Origin of the sequence: Kitasatospora sp. NPDC058444 (assembly GCF_042721415.1) — a bacterium.
Classification (GTDB): Bacteria; Actinomycetota; Actinomycetes; order Streptomycetales; family Streptomycetaceae; genus Kitasatospora.
On sequence record NZ_JBHXLL010000023.1, the window covers coordinates 101,112 to 118,919 of the forward strand.

Annotated in this window: 1 protein-coding gene; it reads right to left on the reverse strand. The window is 77.3% G+C overall.

The annotated features are described in order from the left end of the window. Positions 1-4: 4 nt before the first annotated feature. The gene (locus tag ACFWP2_RS23690) at positions 5-17,698 is read right to left on the reverse strand and encodes a non-ribosomal peptide synthase/polyketide synthase (RefSeq protein WP_380454547.1); all 17,694 of its coding nucleotides are present in this window, start codon (positions 17,696-17,698) and stop codon (positions 5-7) included. Positions 17,699-17,808 lie beyond the last annotated feature (110 nt).

A 17,808-nucleotide genomic window follows, 5' to 3' on the forward strand; every position in this document is an offset into this window, starting at 1 on the left:
CTCCTCACCGTTCGTCATCGTCGTGGCTGCCGGAGTCGGCGGCTTCGTCGGGTCCGCTGATGGCGGCTTCGTCGGGGCCGCCCAGCGCGGCGGTTTCGAGTTCGCTGAGCACCAGGTCCTCCACCAGGTCGGCCAGGGCGGCCACGGTGCGGGAGACCAGCACGTCGCGGGGGGTGAGCGTGACGCCGAAGGCATCGTTGGCCCGGGAGGCGATCAGCAGGGCGCGCATGGAGTCGCCGCCGAGCTGGAAGAAGTCGTCGGTGGCGCCGACGGCGGTGTGCAGGGTCTCGGCCCAGATCTCCGTCACCGCCTCCTCGGTGGGGGTGCGGGGTTCGACCCGCTCGGCCGGCCCGGCCTCCTCCGGTGCGGGGGCGGGCAGGGCGGCGCGGTCGGTCTTGCCGCTCGCGGTGAGCGGGAAGCGCTCCAGCACCGCGAAGGCCGAGGGGACCATGTGGCCGGGCAGGGAGCGGGCGGCCAGGGCGCGCAGTTCGGCGCCGGTGGGCGGTTCGGTGCCGGGGGCGGCCAGCAGGTGGGCGACCAGCCGGGGCAGTCCGGGCTCGTCCTCCCGGATGCTCACCACGGCGTCCAGGACGGCCGGGTGGCGCACCAGCACGGCCTCCACCTCGCCCGCCTCGATCCGGTGGCCGCGCAGCTTGAGCTGGTGGTCGGTGCGGCCCAGGTAGTGCAGTTCGCCGTGGCGGTCGCGGCGCACCAGGTCCCCGGTGCGGTACATCCGGCCGCCGGGCGGGCCGTACGGGTCGGCGGTGAAGCGGGCGGCGGTCAGGCCGGGGCGGCCGAGGTAGCCGCGGGCCAGGGCCGGTCCGCTCAGCCACAGTTCGCCGGGGACGCCGTCGGGCACCGGCCGCAGCCGGGCGTCCAGCACGTACGCGCCGGTGGCGGGCAGCGGGCGGCCGATCGGCGGGGCGGCGCCGTCCGCGGTCAGCGGCGCGGACCAGGTGGCGACGACGGTGGCCTCGGTGGGGCCGTAGGAGTTGACCATCCGGTGGTGCGGGGCCCAGCGGGCGACCAGGTCGGCGCCGCAGGCCTCCGCCCCGACGATCAGCGTCTTCAGGGCGGGCAGGCTGCCGGGGGTGTCGGCCGGCAGGGTGGCGAGGGCGGCGGGCGGCAGCAGGGTGTGGGTGATCCGCTCCGCCCGGAGCAGCGCGGCCAGCTGGGCGCCGAGCAGGGGGCCGGGCTCGGGCACCACCAGCCGGGCGCCGTGCGGCAGGGCCAGGCAGAGTTCGAGCACCGAGGCGTCGAAGCTGGGGGTGGCGAAGGCCAGCACCCGGTCCCCGGGGGCCGCCCGGTAGTGCTCGGCCTCGGCGGCGGCGAAGGCCGCGATCCCGCGGTGGGTGACGACGACGCCCTTGGGGGTGCCGGTGGAGCCGGAGGTGAAGATGACGTACGCGGGGTCGTCCGGGTCGAGCGGGCGGGTCCGGTCGGCGTCAGTGGGGCGGTGGCCCGGGGCGCCGTCCGGCTCGGCGGCGAGGAGCTCGGCGACCTCCTTGGCGTCCAGGGTCAGGGCGGGCGCCGCGTCGCGCAGCATCGCCTCGATCCGTTCCTCGGGGTAGTGCGGGTCGACGGGCAGGAAGGCCGCGCCGGTCTTCGCCACCGCCAGTTCGGCGAGCACCGTGTCGGCCGAGCGGGGCAGCAGCAGGGCGACGATCTCCCCGGGGCCCGCGCCGCGCGCGATCAGGCGGTGGGCCAGCCGGTTGGCGTGCGCCTCGGCCTCGGCGAAGGTCAGCTCCAGGCCGGCGGCGCTCAGGGCGACGGCCCGCGGCCACCGGTCCGCGGCGGCCTCGACCAGCGCGGGCAGGGTGGCCGGGGGCACCGGGGCGAGCGCCGGGCGGGCCGGGCCGTGCAGCAGCCGCTCGCGTTCGCCGGGCGGCAGCAGGTCGAGCTCGTCCAGCGGGGTGGTGCCGTCCGAGGCGGCCAGCGCGGACAGGGTGTGCAGCAGCTGGTCGGCGAGGCGACCGGCGCTCTGCCGGTCGAGGAAGCGCGGGTCGTGGCCGAGTTCCACGGCGAGCCGCTCGCCGGGCGAGACGACCACGGTGAGCGGGTAGTTGGTGGCCTCCCGGGCGTCCAGTTCGCGCACCAGCAGGCCGTGGGCGCCGGCCGTGGCGTCGCCCACCGGGTAGTTCTCGAAGACCACCAGGCTGTCGAACAGCTCGGTGCCCGGGGGGACCTGGCTCAGCCCGTGCATCCGGGCCAGCGGCAGGTGGTCGAACCGGCGGTCCTCGGCCTGCTCCTCCTGGAGGGTGCGCAGCCAGTCGGCGCAGGGCTGTCGGCCGTCGACGGCGACCCGGGCGGGCAGGGTGGTGATGAACAGGCCGACGATGCCGTCGGAGCCGGCCAGGTCGGCGGGCCGGCCGGAGACGGTGGTGCCGAAGCAGACTCGCCGCTCGCCGCTCCAGCGCGAGAGCAGCAGCGCCCAGGCGCCCTGCACCACGGTGTTGAGGGTGAGGCGGTGGCGGCGGGCGAACTCCTGGAGCCGCTCGGTCCGTTCCTCGTCCAGCCGGTGCGAGAGCCACTGCCCGGAGCGGGCCGTGTCGCCCTGGGCGGGCCGGCGGTCGTAGGGCAGCGCGGTGGGGGCGGCGAGGTCGGCCAGGACGCCCTGCCAGTGCTCGACGGCGGCGCCGGTGTCGCGGGCGGCGAGCCAGCCGACGTAGTCGGCGTAGGACCGGCGCTCGGGCAGCTCGGGCCGCTCGCCCCGGGCGAGGGCGGCGTGGGCGGCCAGCACGTCCCCGAGGACGTGGAAGACGCTCCAGCCGTCCAGCAGCACGTGGTGGAAGGCCCAGACCACGCGGACCGCGTCCGGCCCGAGCCGGATCAGGTCGAGCCGCAGCAGCGGGGCCCGGTCCAGGGGCATCGGGTGGGCCCGGCGTTCGGCGAGCAGTTCCTCCAGCCGGGCTTCGCGCTCCGGCGCGCCCAGGCGGCTCCAGTCGTGCTCGGTGACCGGGAGCGTCGCCTGCCGGTGGACCAGCTGGAGCGGCACCGGGACGTCGCGCAGCACCACCGAGGTGCGCAGCACCGGGGTGCGGTCGACGACGTGCTGCCAGGCGGCGGCCAGCAGGCCCGGGTCGCGGGCGCCGTCCAGGACGAAGGTGATCTGCTCGACGTACAGGCCGTGTTCGGCCTCGTCGAGGCCGTGCACCACCATGCCGGTCTGGGTGGGGGTGAGCGGCTGGATCTGCGTCACCTCGCGTCCGGTGCCGGCCAGCCGGTCGACGGCGGCCTGGTCCAGGCCGGCCAGCGGGAAGTCGGAGGGGGTGCGGCCGCCGGCGCCGGGTTCGGCGCAGTGGCGGACGATCTCCCGCAGCTCGTCCAGCAGTTCGGCGGCCAGCCGGGCGATCGTCGCGCCGTGGTGCACCGCGCGGGAGTAGGACCAGGTGAAGGAGAGCCGGCCGTCGGCGACCTGCCCGAGCACGTCCAGCAGGTGGGGGCGGTGGGCCGCGCGGTCCATGCCGCCGGTGAGCGGGCCGGCCGGGGCGTGCAGCAGGCCGCCGGGGGTGGCGCTCCAGTCCTGCCGGCCCAGGTAGTTGAAGCCGATCCGCGGCAGGGCGAGGCCCGGCTCCGGCTTGAGGTGGCGCAGGGCGCCGTGGCCCAGGCCCCCGCCGGGGACGGCGCGCAGGGTCTCCTTGACGGCTTTCAGGGCGGTGCCGGTGTCGGCGTCCCGGGGCACGTCCAGGGCGACGGGGTACATCGCGGTGAACCAGCCGACGGTGCGGGACAGGTCGACGCCGTCGAGGAGTTCCTCGCGGCCGTGGCCCTCCAGGGTGACCAGGACGCGGTCCCGTCCGGTCCAGCGGGTCAGCACCCGGGCGAGGGCGCAGAGCAGGACGTCGTTGACCCGGGTGCGGTAGGCCTCCGGGACCTCCTGGAGCAGCCGGCGGGTGTCCTCGGCGCCCAGTGCGAGGGTCAGCGACTCCTCGGTGTCGGCCGTGTTGCTGCCGTCGAGGTCGGTGGGCAGCGCGGTGGCCGCGCCGTCCGCCAGGCCCTGCCAGTACGGGAGTTCGGCGTCGAAGCCGCCGGCCGCGGTGTGCGCGGCGAGCCGTTCGGCCCAGGTCAGGAACGAGGTGCTCTTGGTGCCGAGGTCGGGCCGCTCGCCCGCGCTCAGCGCGCCGTGGGCGCGCTCCAGGTCCTCCAGGAGGATCCGCCAGGACACCGCGTCGACCACCAGGTGGTGCGCGGCCAGCAGCAGCACCGGGCGGGGATCGCCGGCGAAGCGGCAGAGCGCGGCCCGCAGCAGCCCTCCGGCGGCCGGGTCGAAGCCCTCGGCGAGGCGCTCGCCGAGTTCGCGCAGGACGGCCTCCCGGTCCTCGCCCTCGGCCGCCTGGTGGACGCGCAGTTCGGGGGCCTGTCCGGGTTCGGTGCCGTGCTGGCGCCGGCGGCCGTCGGCGGGCTCCTCGAAGCGCAGCCGCAGCGCGTCGTGGTGCTCCAGGACGGCGGCCAGCGCGGCCCGCAGGGTGGGCTCGTCGGTGTCGGGGGCGAGCGTGAAGGAGACGGACTGGGTGAGCCGGGCCGGGTCGCCGTCGAGGGTGTCCAGCAGCCAGTGCTGGACGGGGGTGAGCGGGGCCTCGCCGGTGACGGCGCCCTGGTCGGCGGCGGCCCCGGGGCTCGGCGAGCGTTCGGCGGCGCGGGCGAGTTCGGCCAGGGTCTGGTGGGCGAACAGGTGCCGGGGGGTCAGCGCGAGGCCGGCCCGGCGGGCCGCCGAGACGATCTGGATGCCGAGGATGGAGTCCCCGCCGAGCGCGAAGTAGTTGTCGTCCGCGTGCACTTCCGGCACCCCGAGCACCTCGCGCCAGATCGTGGCGAGGGCGCGTTCGGCGTCGGTGCGCGGCGGCCGCTCGCCGCTCGCGGACCGGGCGGCCGGGGTCGGTGCGGGCAGGGCGCGCCGGTCCAGTTTGCCGGTGGCGCCGAGCGGCAGCCGCTCCAGCGGCACCACCAGGGCGGGCACCAGGTGGTCGGGGAGGGTGCGGCCGAGGAAGGCCCGCCACTCGGCCGGATCGGGCAGGGCGCCGTCGCGGGGCACCGCGTAGCCGACCAGCCGCTTGTGGCCGTCCTGGTCGACCACCCGGGCGGCGGCCGCCGCCACCCGCGGGTGGCGGGCCAGCGCGGCCTCGACCTCGCCGAGTTCGATCCGGAAGCCGCGCACCTTGACCTGGTCGTCGGCGCGGCCGAGGTAGTCCAGCTCGCCGTCGGCGCTCCAGCGTACCCGGTCGCCGGTGCGGTACATCCGGCTGCCGGGCGGGCCGTAGGGGTCGGGCAGGAACCGGCCGGCGGTCAGCCCGGGGCGGCGCAGGTAGCCGCGCGCCACGCCGGTGCCGGCCAGGTACAGCTCCCCCGGCGCGCCGACGGGTACGGGGCGCAGCCGCTCGTCCAGGACGTAGGCCCGGGCGCCGCCGGCCGGGCGGCCGATCGGCGGGTCGCGGTCCGGGTCGGCGGGGTCGCAGGTGTGGGCGGTGGCGTAGACGGTGGCCTCGGTGGGGCCGTAGATGTTCAGCACCCGGCAGCCGGGGACGGCCTCGCGGACCTGGCGCACGGTGCGGGCGGGCAGCCCTTCGCCGGCCAGCACCACGGTGTCCGCGGCCAGCTGCACGGCCCCGTCGGCGAGCAGTCCGCCGAGGGCGGAGGGCACCGCGCTGAGCAGTCCGGCCCGCCAGGGGCCGGTCGTCAAACTCGCTTCCGCGGGGCGTTCCGCGAGGGCCAGCAGGTCGCGCAGGAGTTCCACGCGGCCGCCGGAGAGCAGCGGCGCGAAGATCTCGAACACCGACACGTCGAAGTTGAGCGAGGTGGCGGCGACGACGTGCTCCAGGCCGTGGCCGGCGAACTCCGCGGCGGCCCAGTCGGTCAGGGCGAGCACGGAGGCGTGGGCGACCACCACGCCCTTGGGGCGGCCGGTGGAACCGGAGGTGTGGATGACGTACGCGGGATGCTCGGGGAGCAGGGCGCCGCGGCGCTCCTCGTCGTGGACGGCCTCGGTGCGGGCGGCGGCCAGGCGGTCCCGGCAGGCGGGGTCGTCCAGCGCGATCCGGGTGTACGGGCCGTCGGGGAGCCGTCCTTCGGTGGCGGCGGAGGTGACCACGGCGTCGGGCCGGACGTCCTCGAAGAGGTAGGCGATCCGCTCGGCCGGGTACCCGGGGTCGACCGGCAGGTAGCCGGCGCCGCTCTTGAGCACCGCGAGCAGCGCCACGGCCAGCTCGACGGTGCGGGGCAGGGCGAGCGCGACGAAGCGCTCCGGGCCGGCCCCGGCCTCGATCAGCAGCCGGGCCAGCCGGTTGGAGCGTTCGTCCAGCTCCCGGTAGGTCAGCAGCTCGACGCCGGAGCTCACGGCCGGGGCGTCGGGGGTGCGGGCGGCCTGCCGGGCGAAGGCCTCGGGCAGGGTGCCCCGGGGCGCCTCGCGCACCGGGCCGCCGAGGCGTTCCACCAGCTCGCGTCCCTCGGCCGCCTCCAGCAGCGGCAGTTCGCCCGTCGGCCGGTCGAGGCCGGCCGCCATCCCGGCGAGCAGGGTGCGCAGGCTCGCCCCGAGCCGTTCGACGGTGGCGGCGTCGAAGGCGGCCGGGTCGTGGTCGAGGGAGACCTCGATGGACTCGCCGGGCGCCACCACCACGCTGAGCGGGTAGCTGGTGGGCTCCAGCACGCTTTCGGTCTCCACGCCCAGGCCGTGCCGGGTCAGCGACTCGGCGTCGAAGGGATAGTTCTCGAAGACCACGATGCTGTCGAACAGGGCGGTGCCGCCGGGCAGTTCGCTCCAGCCCTGGAGCTGGGCCAGCGAGACGGCGTCGTGCCGGCGGGCCTCGGACTGGTGGTCCTGGACCTCCCGCAGCCAGTCCAGCAGCGGGCGCCGGTCGTCGATCCGCACCCGGGTGGGCAGGGCGTTGATGAACAGCCCGACCATCGTGGTGACGCCGGGGAGTTCGGCGGGCCGGCCGGAGACGATGGTGCCGAACACCACGTCCGGACCGCCGCCGTAGCGGGAGAGCAGCAGCGCCCAGGCGCCCTGGAGCACGGTGTTGACGGTCAGCCCGGCCCGCCGGGCGGTGTCGCGCAGCCGCTCGGACAGTCCGGCGCCGAGGGCGACCCGCACGGTGGCCGAGGAGGAGGCGCGGTGGGCGCCGGCCGGGCGGCGGTCCCGGGGCAGTTCGGTGGGGGCGGGGAAGCCGGCCAGGGTGTCGCGCCAGTACCGCTCGACGGCCGCCCGGTCCTGGCCGGCCAGCCAGCGCAGGTAGTCGGCGTAGGGTGCGCGCTGGACCGGGGCGGGTGGGCGTCCGGCGGTGAGGGCGGCGTAGCGCTCGCACACCTCGTCGAAGACCTGGGCGGCGCTCCAGCCGTCGAGCAGCACGTGGTGGAAGGTCCACACCACCCGCACCCGGGTGGGCGTCAGCCGGATCAGGGTCAGCCGCAGCAGCGGCGCTTCGGTGAGGTCGAGCCCGGCGGCCCGGTCCTCGGCGAGCAGCCGGGCGGTGTCCCGTTCGACCTGCTCGGCGGGGCGGCCGGTCCAGTCGTGGTGGGTGACCGGGACGGTGGCCCGGTGCTGGACGACCTGCAGCGGTTCGGCGCCGTCCTGCCAGCTGAGCCGGGTGCGCAGGATGGCGTTGGCGTCGGCGGTCCGCTGCCAGGCCTCGGCGAGCGCGTGCGGGTCGGTGACGCCGGTGAGCACCAGCTGGACCTGGTTGACGTAGGTGTCGCCGTCCGGGTCGAGCAGGCTGTGGAAGAGCATCCCGGCCTGCATCGGCGTCAGCGGGTAGACGTCGGCGACGGAGCGGCCGTCCCCGGCGATCCGGTCCACCGCCGCCTGGTCGAGCCGGGCGAGCGGGAAGTCGGCGGGGGTGCGGCCGCCGGCGCCGGGCTCGGCGCAGTGGGCGACGATCTCCTCCAGCGCGTCCAGCATGGCCTGCGCCAGCCGGGTGACGGTGTCGGCGCGGTGCCGGCCGGCGCTGTAGTACCAGCCGATCTCCAGCCGGCCGTCCTCGACCCGGGCGACCACGTCCAGCAGGTGGGGGCGCTCGGTGCCGGGCGCCTCCGCGCCGCCGAGACCGCCGGGGACGGCGCGGACCAGGGCGGCGCCGTCGGCGGACCAGTCGAAACGGCCCAGGTAGTTGAAGCTGATGCCGGGCGCGGGCGCGTCGGCGAGCGCCCCGTCCCGGGCGAGGTGGCGCAGCGCGCCGTACCCGAGGCCGCGGTCCGGCACGGCCCGCAGCTGTTCCTTGACGGCCTTCAGGGCGGTGCCCCAGTCCCCCGCCGGGACGTCGAGGGCGACGGGGAAGAGCGAGGTGAACCAGCCGACCGTGCGGGACAGGTCGAGGCCGTCGAACAGCCGGTCCTCGCGGCCGTGGCCCTCCAGGCCGACGGCGACGGTGCCGCGCCCGGTCCACTCGGCGAGGACCCGGCCGAGCGCGGTGAGCAGCACGTCGTCGATCCGGGTGCGGTAGACGGCGGGGACCTCGCGCAGCAGGGCGTCGGTGCGTTCGCGGTCCAGGTGGACGGTCACCTCGCGCAGGTCGGCGGCGGTGTTGCCGCCGTCGCCGTCCACCGGCAGCGGCCGGGCGCAGGCCCGGGCGGCGGCCTCCCAGTGGGCGCGCTGTCCGGCGAAGCCGCCGGCGGCGGTGTGCTCGGCCAGCCGGCGGGCCCACTCGCGCACGGAGCTGGTGCGGGTGGGCAGCCGCAGCGGGCGGCCCTCGACGGCCTGCCGGTAGGCGGTCTCCAGGTCCTCCAGCAGCACCCGCCAGGAGACGCCGTCGACGACGAGGTGGTGGACGGCGAGCAGCAGCCGGTCGCGGCCGCCGTCCGTGCCAGTGAACAGTCGGGCGGTGACCAGCGGTCCGCCGTCCAGCCGGAAGGAGGCGTGGGCGGCCTCGGTCACCGCCGCCTCGGTGCCGTGGTCGTGGACCTCCAGCAGGTCGGGCGCGGCCTCCTCGGCGGGGGCGCAGTGTTGGCGCCACGCGCCGTCCTCCCCGCGGGTGAAGCGGGAGCGCAGCGCGTCGTGGTGCGCCCACAGGGCGGCGAGCGCGCGGCGCAGCGCCATCGGGTCGACGGCCCCGGGGGCCTCCACCACCAGGGACTGGTCGAAGTGCCCGGCGGTGGGCGGGTTCGGGTCGAGGAACCAGTGCTGGATCGGCGTCAGGCCGACCTCGCCGCTGACGGGTTCGGTGCCGGCGACGGTGACGGCGCTGCCGGCGGCCGCGGCCAGCGCGCCCACGGTGGGGTGCCGGAAGAGGTCGCGCGGGGAGAGCGCGAGTCCGGCGGCGCGGGCCCGGGAGACGACCTGGATGCTCAGGATGGAGTCGCCGCCGAGCAGGAAGAAGTCGTCGTCCAGTCCGACCCGTTCGACGCCGAGCAGCTCCGCCCAGATCGCGGCGAGCAGCCGCTCGCGGTCGGTGCCGGGGGCGCGGTGCGGGCGGTCGCCGCCCGCCGACCAGTCGGGGGCGGGCAGCCTCCGGCGGTCCACCTTGCCGTTGGCGGTGAGCGGGAGTTCGGGCAGCGTGACGAAGGCCGCGGGCAGCATGTAGTCGGGCAGGTCGGCGGCCAGGTGGGCGCGCAGTTCGGCGGCGCCGGGCGGCTCGGCGCCCTCGGCGGGCACCAGGTGGGCGGCGAGGCGCTTGCGTCCGGCGTCCTGGTGCAGCGAGACGACGGCCTCGGCGACGGCCGGGTGGGCGGTGAGCCGGGCCTCGATCTCGGCGGGTTCGATCCGGAAGCCGCGGATCTTGATCTGGTCGTCCGCGCGGCCGACGAAGTGCAGTTCGCCGTCCTCGCTCCAGCGGACGGTGTCGCCGGTGCGGTACATCCGGTCGCCGGGCGGGCCGAAGGGGTCGGCGAGGTAGCGGGCGGCGGTCTCGCCGGGGCGGCCGGCGTAGCCGCGGGCGAGGCCGGCCCCGGCGATGTACAGCTCGCCGGTGACGCCGGGCGGCTGCGGCTGGAGCGCGCCGTCCAGGACGTACACCCGGGTGTTGTCCAGCGGGCGGCCGATCGGCAGCACGGCGGGCAGTTCGTCGCCGGCGCGGAAGGCCCGGCGGGTGGCGAAGGTGGTGGTCTCGGTGGGGCCGTAGCCGTCGACCACGGTGAGGCCGGGGCAGGCGGCCAGGACCTTGCGGACGGCCGCGCCGGGCACCGCCTCGCCGCCGGTCCACACCTCGCGGGCGCCGCGCAGGCAGCCCGGGTCCTCCTGGGCGAGCAGCCGGAACAGGCCGGCGGTCAGCCACAGGCAGGTCACGCCCTGCTCGGTGACGGCGTGCCGGACGGCGGCGGCGTCCAGGTCGGCGGGCGGGGCGAGGACGGCGGTGCCGCCGCGCAGCAGCGGCACCCACAGCTCGTAGGTGGCGGCGTCGAAGGCGTGCGGGGAGTGCACCAGCACCCGGTCGTGGCCGGTGAAGGCGCGGTCCAGGGCGAGCGCGGCGACGTCCCGGCGGCGCACCGCGACGCCCTTGGGAGTGCCGGTGGAGCCCGAGGTGAACATCAGGTACTGGACGTTGTCGGGATGGACGCCCGCCAGGATCGGCGCCTGCCGGGCGCCGGGCCGGTCCGCCCGCAACACCTGGTCGGCGGGGCGCAGTTCGGCCGCGGTGTCCGCCCGGTGGGCGTCGGTGAGCAGCAGGTCGGCGCCGGCCTCGGCGAGCATCCGGTGCAGCCGCTCGCGCGGCGCCCGGCCGTCCAGCGGCACGTAGACCGCGCCGACGCGCACCAGCGCCAGCTGGGCGACGACCAGCTCGACGGAGCGCTCCATCAGCACCCCGACCGGCTGCTCCACCCGGACCCCGCGCGCGGCCAGCCGTCCGGCCAGCTCGGCGGCGCGGGCGTCGAGTTCGCGGTAGGTCAGGTGCTGGTCGCCGGCCTCCAGGGCGACGGCCGCGGGGGTGCGCAGCACCTGGGCGGCGAACAGCTCGGCGATGTCGGCGGCGGGCTCCTCGACGGCGGTGGCGTTCCATTCGACCAGGACGCGCCGGCGTTCCCGTTCGGTCAGCAGCGGCAGCCGCGCGGGCGGCCGGTGGGCGCCCTCGGGCAGGGCGGTCAGCACGGCGGTGAGCTGTCCGGCCAGCCGCCGCACGGTGGACTCGTCGAACAGCCGCGGGTCGTAGCAGAACCGCAGGGACAGCTCCGGGCCCGGGTAGGCCAGCAGGGCGAGCGGGTAGTTGGTGGTCTCGATCCCGTCCAGGTCCCGCAGCCGCAGGCCGTGGGCGTCGGCCGCCTCCTCGTCGACGGGGTAGTTCTCGAAGACCACCAGACTGTCGAACAGGGCGGTCTGCTCGGGCAGTTCGGTGCCGGCGCGCAGGCGGGTGAGCGCGACGAAGCCGTGCCGCCGGTCCTCGCTCTGCTCCCGCTGGAGGGTCCTGAGCCAGTCGAGCAGGGTGCCCTCGGCGGGCACCGCGGTGCGGGTCGGCAGGGTGGTGATGAACAGGCCGGTCATCGACTCGACGCCGGGCAGCTCGGGCGGCCGCCCGGAGGAGGTGGTGCCGAACACCACCTCGGCCCGCCCGGCCTGGCGGCCCAGCAGCACCGCCCAGGCGCCCTGGACCAGGGTGTTGAGGGTCAGTCCGGCGCCGCGCGCGAGGTCCTCCAGCGCCCTGGTCGCGGCGGCGGGCAGGGTGAACGGCACGGCCCGGGTGGACTCGGCGCGGTGGCTCTGCACCGGCTCGCGGTCGTACGGCAGCGGCGTCGCCTCGGCCAGGCCGGCGAGGCGGGTGCGCCAGTGCCCCTCGTCCTGCGCGTGGTCGCGCTCGGCCAGCCAGGCCAGGTAGTCGCGGTAGGGCCGGCGCTCCGGCACGGCGCCGTACGGGACCTCGCCGTCGCGGCCCGGTCCGGCCAGGGCGGCGTGCGCCGCGAAGACGTCCGAGAGCACCTGGAAGAGGCTCCAGCCGTCCAGGATCAGATGGTGGAAGGACCAGAGCACCCGCACCCGGTTCTCCGGGAGCCGGATCAGCAGCAGCCGCTGGAGCGGGGCCAGCGCCAGGTCGAGGCCGCGGGCCCGGTCGCGGTCCAGCAGCTCGGCGAGCCTGGTCCGGCGCTCCTCCTCGGGCAGCTCGCGCCAGTCCAGGTGGGTGACCGGCACCGCCGACCGGCGGTGCACCACCAGCAGCGGCTCGGGCACCTCCTGCCAGCGGACGTGGGCGCGCAGCACCCCGGTGCGATCGGTGACCCACTGCCAGGCCGCGGCGAGGCGGGCCGGGTCGGGCACGCCGTCCAGGACGAAGTCCAGCTGCTGGAAGTAGGCGCCGCTGTCCTCCTCGGCGAGGCCGTGGAAGAGCATCCCGGACTGGGTCGGGGTGAGCGTCAGCACGTCCTCCACCGCGCCCGGGTCGGTGCCGGTGATCCGGTCGACCGCCGCCTGGTCGAGCCGGGCCAGCGGGAAGTCGGACGGGGTGCGCCCGGCGGCGCCGGGGCGGGCCGCGTGGCGGGCGAGGTCGGCCAGCTCCTCGGCGAAGCGCCGGGCGAGCGCCTCGACGCTCTCCCTGCGGTGGACGGCGGCGGAGTGGAACCAGGTGAACTCCAGGGCGTCGCCGTCGAGGCGGCCGACCACCTCCAGCGGGTGGGGGCGCTCCACGGCCGGGTCGGCGTCCAGCTCCAGCGGCCGGAAGGTGCCGCGGAACAGCCCGTCGGCGTCCTGCGGCAGGGCGATGCGGCCCAGGTAGTTGAAGGCGATCCGGGCGGGCGGCGTCTCGGGCGCCGTGCCGGGGCGCCCGAGGTAGCGCAGCGCCTCGAAGCCGAGGCCGCGCCGGGGGACGGCGCGCAGCTGCTCCTTGACCCGCTTGAGGACGGTGTCCCAGTCGTCCCCGGAGGGCGCGGCCAGGGCGACGGGGTGGCGGGTGGTGAACCAGCCGACGGTACGGCTGAGGTCGAGGTCGGCGAACAGCTCCTCGCGGCCGTGGCCCTCGACGTCCACCAGGACCCGCTCCAGGCCGCTCGCCCCGCACAGCGCCCGGCCCAGCGCGCTCAGCAGCACGTCGTTGGCCTGGGTGCGGTAGGTGTCGGGCAGGGTGCGCAGCAGGGCGGCGGTGTCGGCGGGGCTGAGGCGGACGGTGACGGAGCGTTCGGTGGCGTAGGTGTCGGGGCCGTCGAGTTCGGCGGCCGGCCATGCCCCGGACAGCGCCTCGGTGTCGCCGGGCAGCGGTTCGGTGTCGCCGGGCAGCGCGGGCACGGCCCGGGCCCAGTACGCGGTCTCGTCCTCGAAGCCGCCCTCGGCGGCGAAGGTGCTCAGCCGCTCGGCCCACTGCCGCAGCGGCGAGGACTTCCCGGGCAGGGCGGCCGCCCCGTCGCGGCCCTCGCGGCGGGCGCGGTAGGCGGTGTCGAGGTCCTCCAGCAGCACCCGCCAGGAGACCCCGTCGACCACCAGGTGGTGGACGGCCAGGTGCAGGACCGGGGGCCGCCCCTCGGTGCGCTCGTGCAGCACGGCGCGCAGCAGCGGCTCCGTGCCGCTCAGGTCGTGCGGGCCGAAGTGCGGGGTGTCCCGGTCCGGGCCGGTGTGCCGGGCCAGGGTGAGCCGGGCGCCCGGCGGCCGGATGTGCCAGCGCGCGGTGCCGGCGCCGTCCGGGGCGGTGAAGGCCGAGCGCAGCGCGTCGTGGTGGGCGACCAGGTCGTTCAGGGCCTCCTCCAGGGCCGCCCGGTCGAGGTCGCCGGGCAGCAGCAGGGAGAGCGCCTGGCCGAAGTGGCCGGCCCGGCCGGCGGCCCGGTCGAGCCACCAGCGCTGGATCGGGGTCGGCACGGCCTCCCCGGTGGCGGCCACCGGGGCGGGCGCGGCCGGGGCCTCGGCGTCCTCGGCGGCCAGCGCGAGCGCGGCGACGGTCTGGTGGCGGTAGAGGTCCCGGGAGGTGACGGCCAGCCCGGCCTGCCGGGAGCGGGCCACCACCTGGATGCCGAGGATGGAGTCGCCGCCGAGGTCGAAGAAGTTGTCGTCGGCGCCGACCCGCTCCAGCCGCAGCACCTCGGCCCAGATGCCGGCGAGCGCGCGTTCGGCGGGGGTACGGGGGGCGACGTGACGGACGGCGGGCGCGGCGGGCCCGGGGTCGGGCAGCCGGCCGTGGTCGAGCGTGCCGTCGGGGCCCAGCGGCAGCGCGGGCAGCGGCACCACGACGGCGGGGACCAGGTGGTCGGGCAGGGTCAGGGCGAGGGTGCGGCGCAGCGCCTCGGGCTCGATCCGGCCGCCGGGGACGGGCACCGCGTAGCCGACCAGCCGCCGGGGGCCCTCGGTGAGGACGGCGGCCGCCTCGGCCACCCCGGCGCAGGCCCGCAGCGCCCTCGCCGCCTCCTCCGGGTCGACCCGCAGCCCGCGGGGCCGGGCCCACTGGTCGACCCGGCCGAGGTGCTCCAGCTCGCCGCCGGCGGTCCACCGCACCAGCTCCCCAGTGCGGTACAGCTGCTCCCCGCCCGCGCCGTACGGGTCGGCGACGAGCCGCTCGGCCTGGCCCGGGAAGTCCCCCGCGAGGTACAACTCACCGGGCACGCCCAGGGGTTGGGGCCGCAGCGCGCGGTCCAGGACGTACCCGCGGGTCCAGCCCGGCGGTGTGGTGAGCGCCCCGGGCAGCTCGGTGTCCGGCTTCCAGCTGTCGAGCAGTGCCCGCTGCTCCTCCTCCGGGATCATCGGCAGCTCGGCGAGGGTGCGCTGCGGCCCGTCCGCCATCCCGGCCAGCAGGCGGTGCAGGTGGCCGGCCAGCGCGGTCACGGTCCGCCGGTCGAACAGGTCGGTGTTGTACTCCGCCGTCAGGGTGCAGCCGCCGTCGGCGTCCGGGGTGAACTCCAGCACCAGGTCGAAGCGGGCGGCCGGGCGGGGCAGCGGGTGGTCCGTGAAGCGCAGGCCCCCGGCGGGCTCCGGGGCGACCGGGGTCTGCTGGACGACGACGACCTGGACCAGCGGGGTGCGGCTGGGGTCGCGGGGCGGGGCCAGTTCCTCGACGACCCGGTCGAAGGGCGCCTCGGCGTGGGCGAAGGCGTCCAGCAGGGTGGTGCGCATGCCCTCCACGAAGTGGTCGACGGTGGCCCGCTCGTCCACGTCGGCGCGCAGCACCACGGTGTTGACGAAGAAGCCGGTCACCTCCTCCAGTTCCCGTCGCTCCCGCCCGTTGGTGACGGTGCCGAAGGCGACGTCCCGCTGGCCGGAGTGGCGCGAGAGCAGCAGCGCGCTGGCCCCGGCGAACAGGGTGAACACCGTGGTGCCGCGGCCGGCGGCGAGGTGGCGCAGCCGCTCGACCAGGTCGGCGGGGAGGTGGTGGCGGTGCGCCGCGCCGCCGGTGGTGCGCTGCTCGGGCCGGGGGCGGTCGGTGGGCAGCCGCAGGGTCGGCAGGTCGGCCAGGGTCTGCTTCCAGTAGGCGAGGTCCGGGGCGTGGTCGGTCCGGCGGTGCTGCTCCCAGTGGGCGAAGTCGGGGTACTGGAGGGCGGGGGCGGGCAGGGCGTCCGGCTCGCCGGTGGCCTCGGCCCGGTAGAGGGCGGCCAGTTCGCGGGTGAGGACGCCCACCGACCAGCCGTCGGTGACGATGTGGTGCTGGGCCAGCAGCAGCAGGTGCTCGTCGGCGGCGAGCCGGACCAGCAGCACCCGGGCGAGCGGGCCCCGGGCCAGGTCGTACGGCCGCTGCAGTTCCTCGGTCAGCAGGCGCTCGATGGCCTCGGCACGCTCCCCGGCGGGCAGGGCGCCGAGGTCCTCGGTGCGCAGCGGCAGTTCGGCCTGCTCGGCGACGTGCTGGACGAGCTGCCCGTCGACGGTGGCGACGGTGGTGCGCAGCGAGTCGTGCCGGGCGGTGAGCCGGTGCAGGGCCCGGGTGAGGGCGTCCCGGTCGAGGGCGCCGTGCAGCCGCAGGGAGACCCCGGTGTGGTTCTCGGTGCCGCCGGGGGCGAGGTCGTCCAGGAACCAGAGCCGGCGCTGGGCGCTGGACAGCGGCAGCGGCTCCCCGCGCGGGGCGGGCGGGATCGGCCCGGTCGGGGCGGCGGGCACCTGGTCGAGCAGCGGGGCGAGGGCGGCGACGGTGCGGGCGGTGAAGACGTCCCGCAGGGTGAGCCGGACACCGAGGCGTTCGGTGGTCCGGGCCAGGGTGCGGGCGGCGAGGATCGAGTCGCCGCCGAGGTCGAAGAAGTCGTCCTCGGCGCCCACCGCGTCGAGGCCGAGGACCTCGGCCCAGACGGCGGCCAGGGCGCGCTCCCGCTCGGTGCGCAGGGCGGTGCGTGCGGAGGCGGCGCCCTGCCGGGCGGGTGCGGGCAGCGCCCGCTGGTCGATCTTGAGCTGCGGGGTGAGCGGGAACTCGGCCAGCACGACGACGGCGGCGGGCACCAGGTGGGCGGGCAGCGCGGCGGCCAGGGCGGTGCGCAGTTCGGCCGGGTCGGGGGCGTGCCGCGGGTCGGCGGGGGTGGCGTAGCCGACCAGCCGGGCGTGGCCGGGCTCGTCCTCGCGGACCGTCACCACGGCCTGGTCGACGGCGGGGTGGGCGCGCAGCGCGGCCTCGATCTCGCCGGGTTCGATCCGGAAGCCGCGGACCTTGACCTGCCGGTCGAGCCGGCCGAGGAACTCCAGTTGCCCGTCGGCGGTCCAGCGGGCCCGGTCGCCGGTGCGGTAGAGCCGGGCGCCGGGCGCGCCGAAGGGGTCGGCGACGAAGCGCGCGGCGGTCAGGCCGGGCCGGCCGAGGTAGCCGCGGGCGACGCCCTCGCCGCCGAGGTACAGCTCGCCGTCGGTGCCGGGCGGCTGGGGGCGCATGGCCTCGTCGAGCACGTACACCCGGGCGTGCGGCAGGGCGGCGCCGATGGTGGGGGCGCCGGTGCCGGCGGTGAGCGGGCCGGTCCAGGTGGCGACGATGGTGGCCTCGGTCGGGCCGTAGGAGTTGATCATGCGCCGGCCGGGCGCCCAGCGGTCGACCAGCTCGGCGGAGCAGGCCTCGGCCCCGACGATCAGGGTGCGCAGGTGGCGGCCGGCGCCGGCGGGGACGGTGGCCAGGGCGGCGGGCGGGATCAGGGTGTGGGTGATGCGGTGTTCGTCCAGGACGGCGGCGAGCTCTTCGCCCAGCCAGGGGCCGTCCGGGGGGATCACCAGGGCGGCGCCGGTGAGGACGGAGACGAACAGTTCCAGCACGGAGGCGTCGAAGCTGGGCGAGGAGAACTGGAGCACCCGGTCGCCGGGCCGGACGGCGTAGTTCTCGACGGCCGCGGCGGTGAAGCCGGCGATCCCCCGGTGGGTGACGACGACGCCCTTGGGGGTGCCGGTGGAGCCCGAGGTGTAGATCACGTACGCCGGGTGGTCGGTGCCGTCCACGGCGGCCGGCGCGTCCGCGGCCGGGTCCTGGTCGGCGGGCCCGGTCTCCAGGGCCGCGCGGACGGCGGCGGGATCGTCCAGGACGATCGCGGGGGCGGCGTCGGCGAGCATCAGCGCCCGCCGCTCGGCGGGGTAGGCCGGGTCCACGGGCAGGAAGGCGGCGCCCGCCCGGACGACGGCCAGCTCGGCGGCGACCAGCTCCATGGAGCGCGGCAGCACCAGCGCCACCGTCCGCTCCGGGCCGGCGCCGCGCCGGCGCAGCTCGCCGGCCAGCCGCTCGACGCGTCTGGCGAGCTCCTGGTACGTCCAGCTGCGCCGGCCGTCGGTCACGGCGGGCGCGAGCGGGGTGCGGGCCGCCTGGGCGGCGAACAGCGCGTCCAGGGTCCGAGGCGTCCGGGAGGTGTCTCCGACGGCTTCGGTGGTGCCGCCGGCCTGCGGCGGGGCGGACGGGCGCACGGGCTGGGCAGGCCGGTCGGCCATGGCGGAAGGTCCTTCCGATGGGGGCGACGACGAGGGCGCCGGGGCAGGCGGTAGCCGGCCCTCGGGCCCGGGAGACGTGGGTCGGGGTGGTGCGGCGGTGCGGGGTGGTG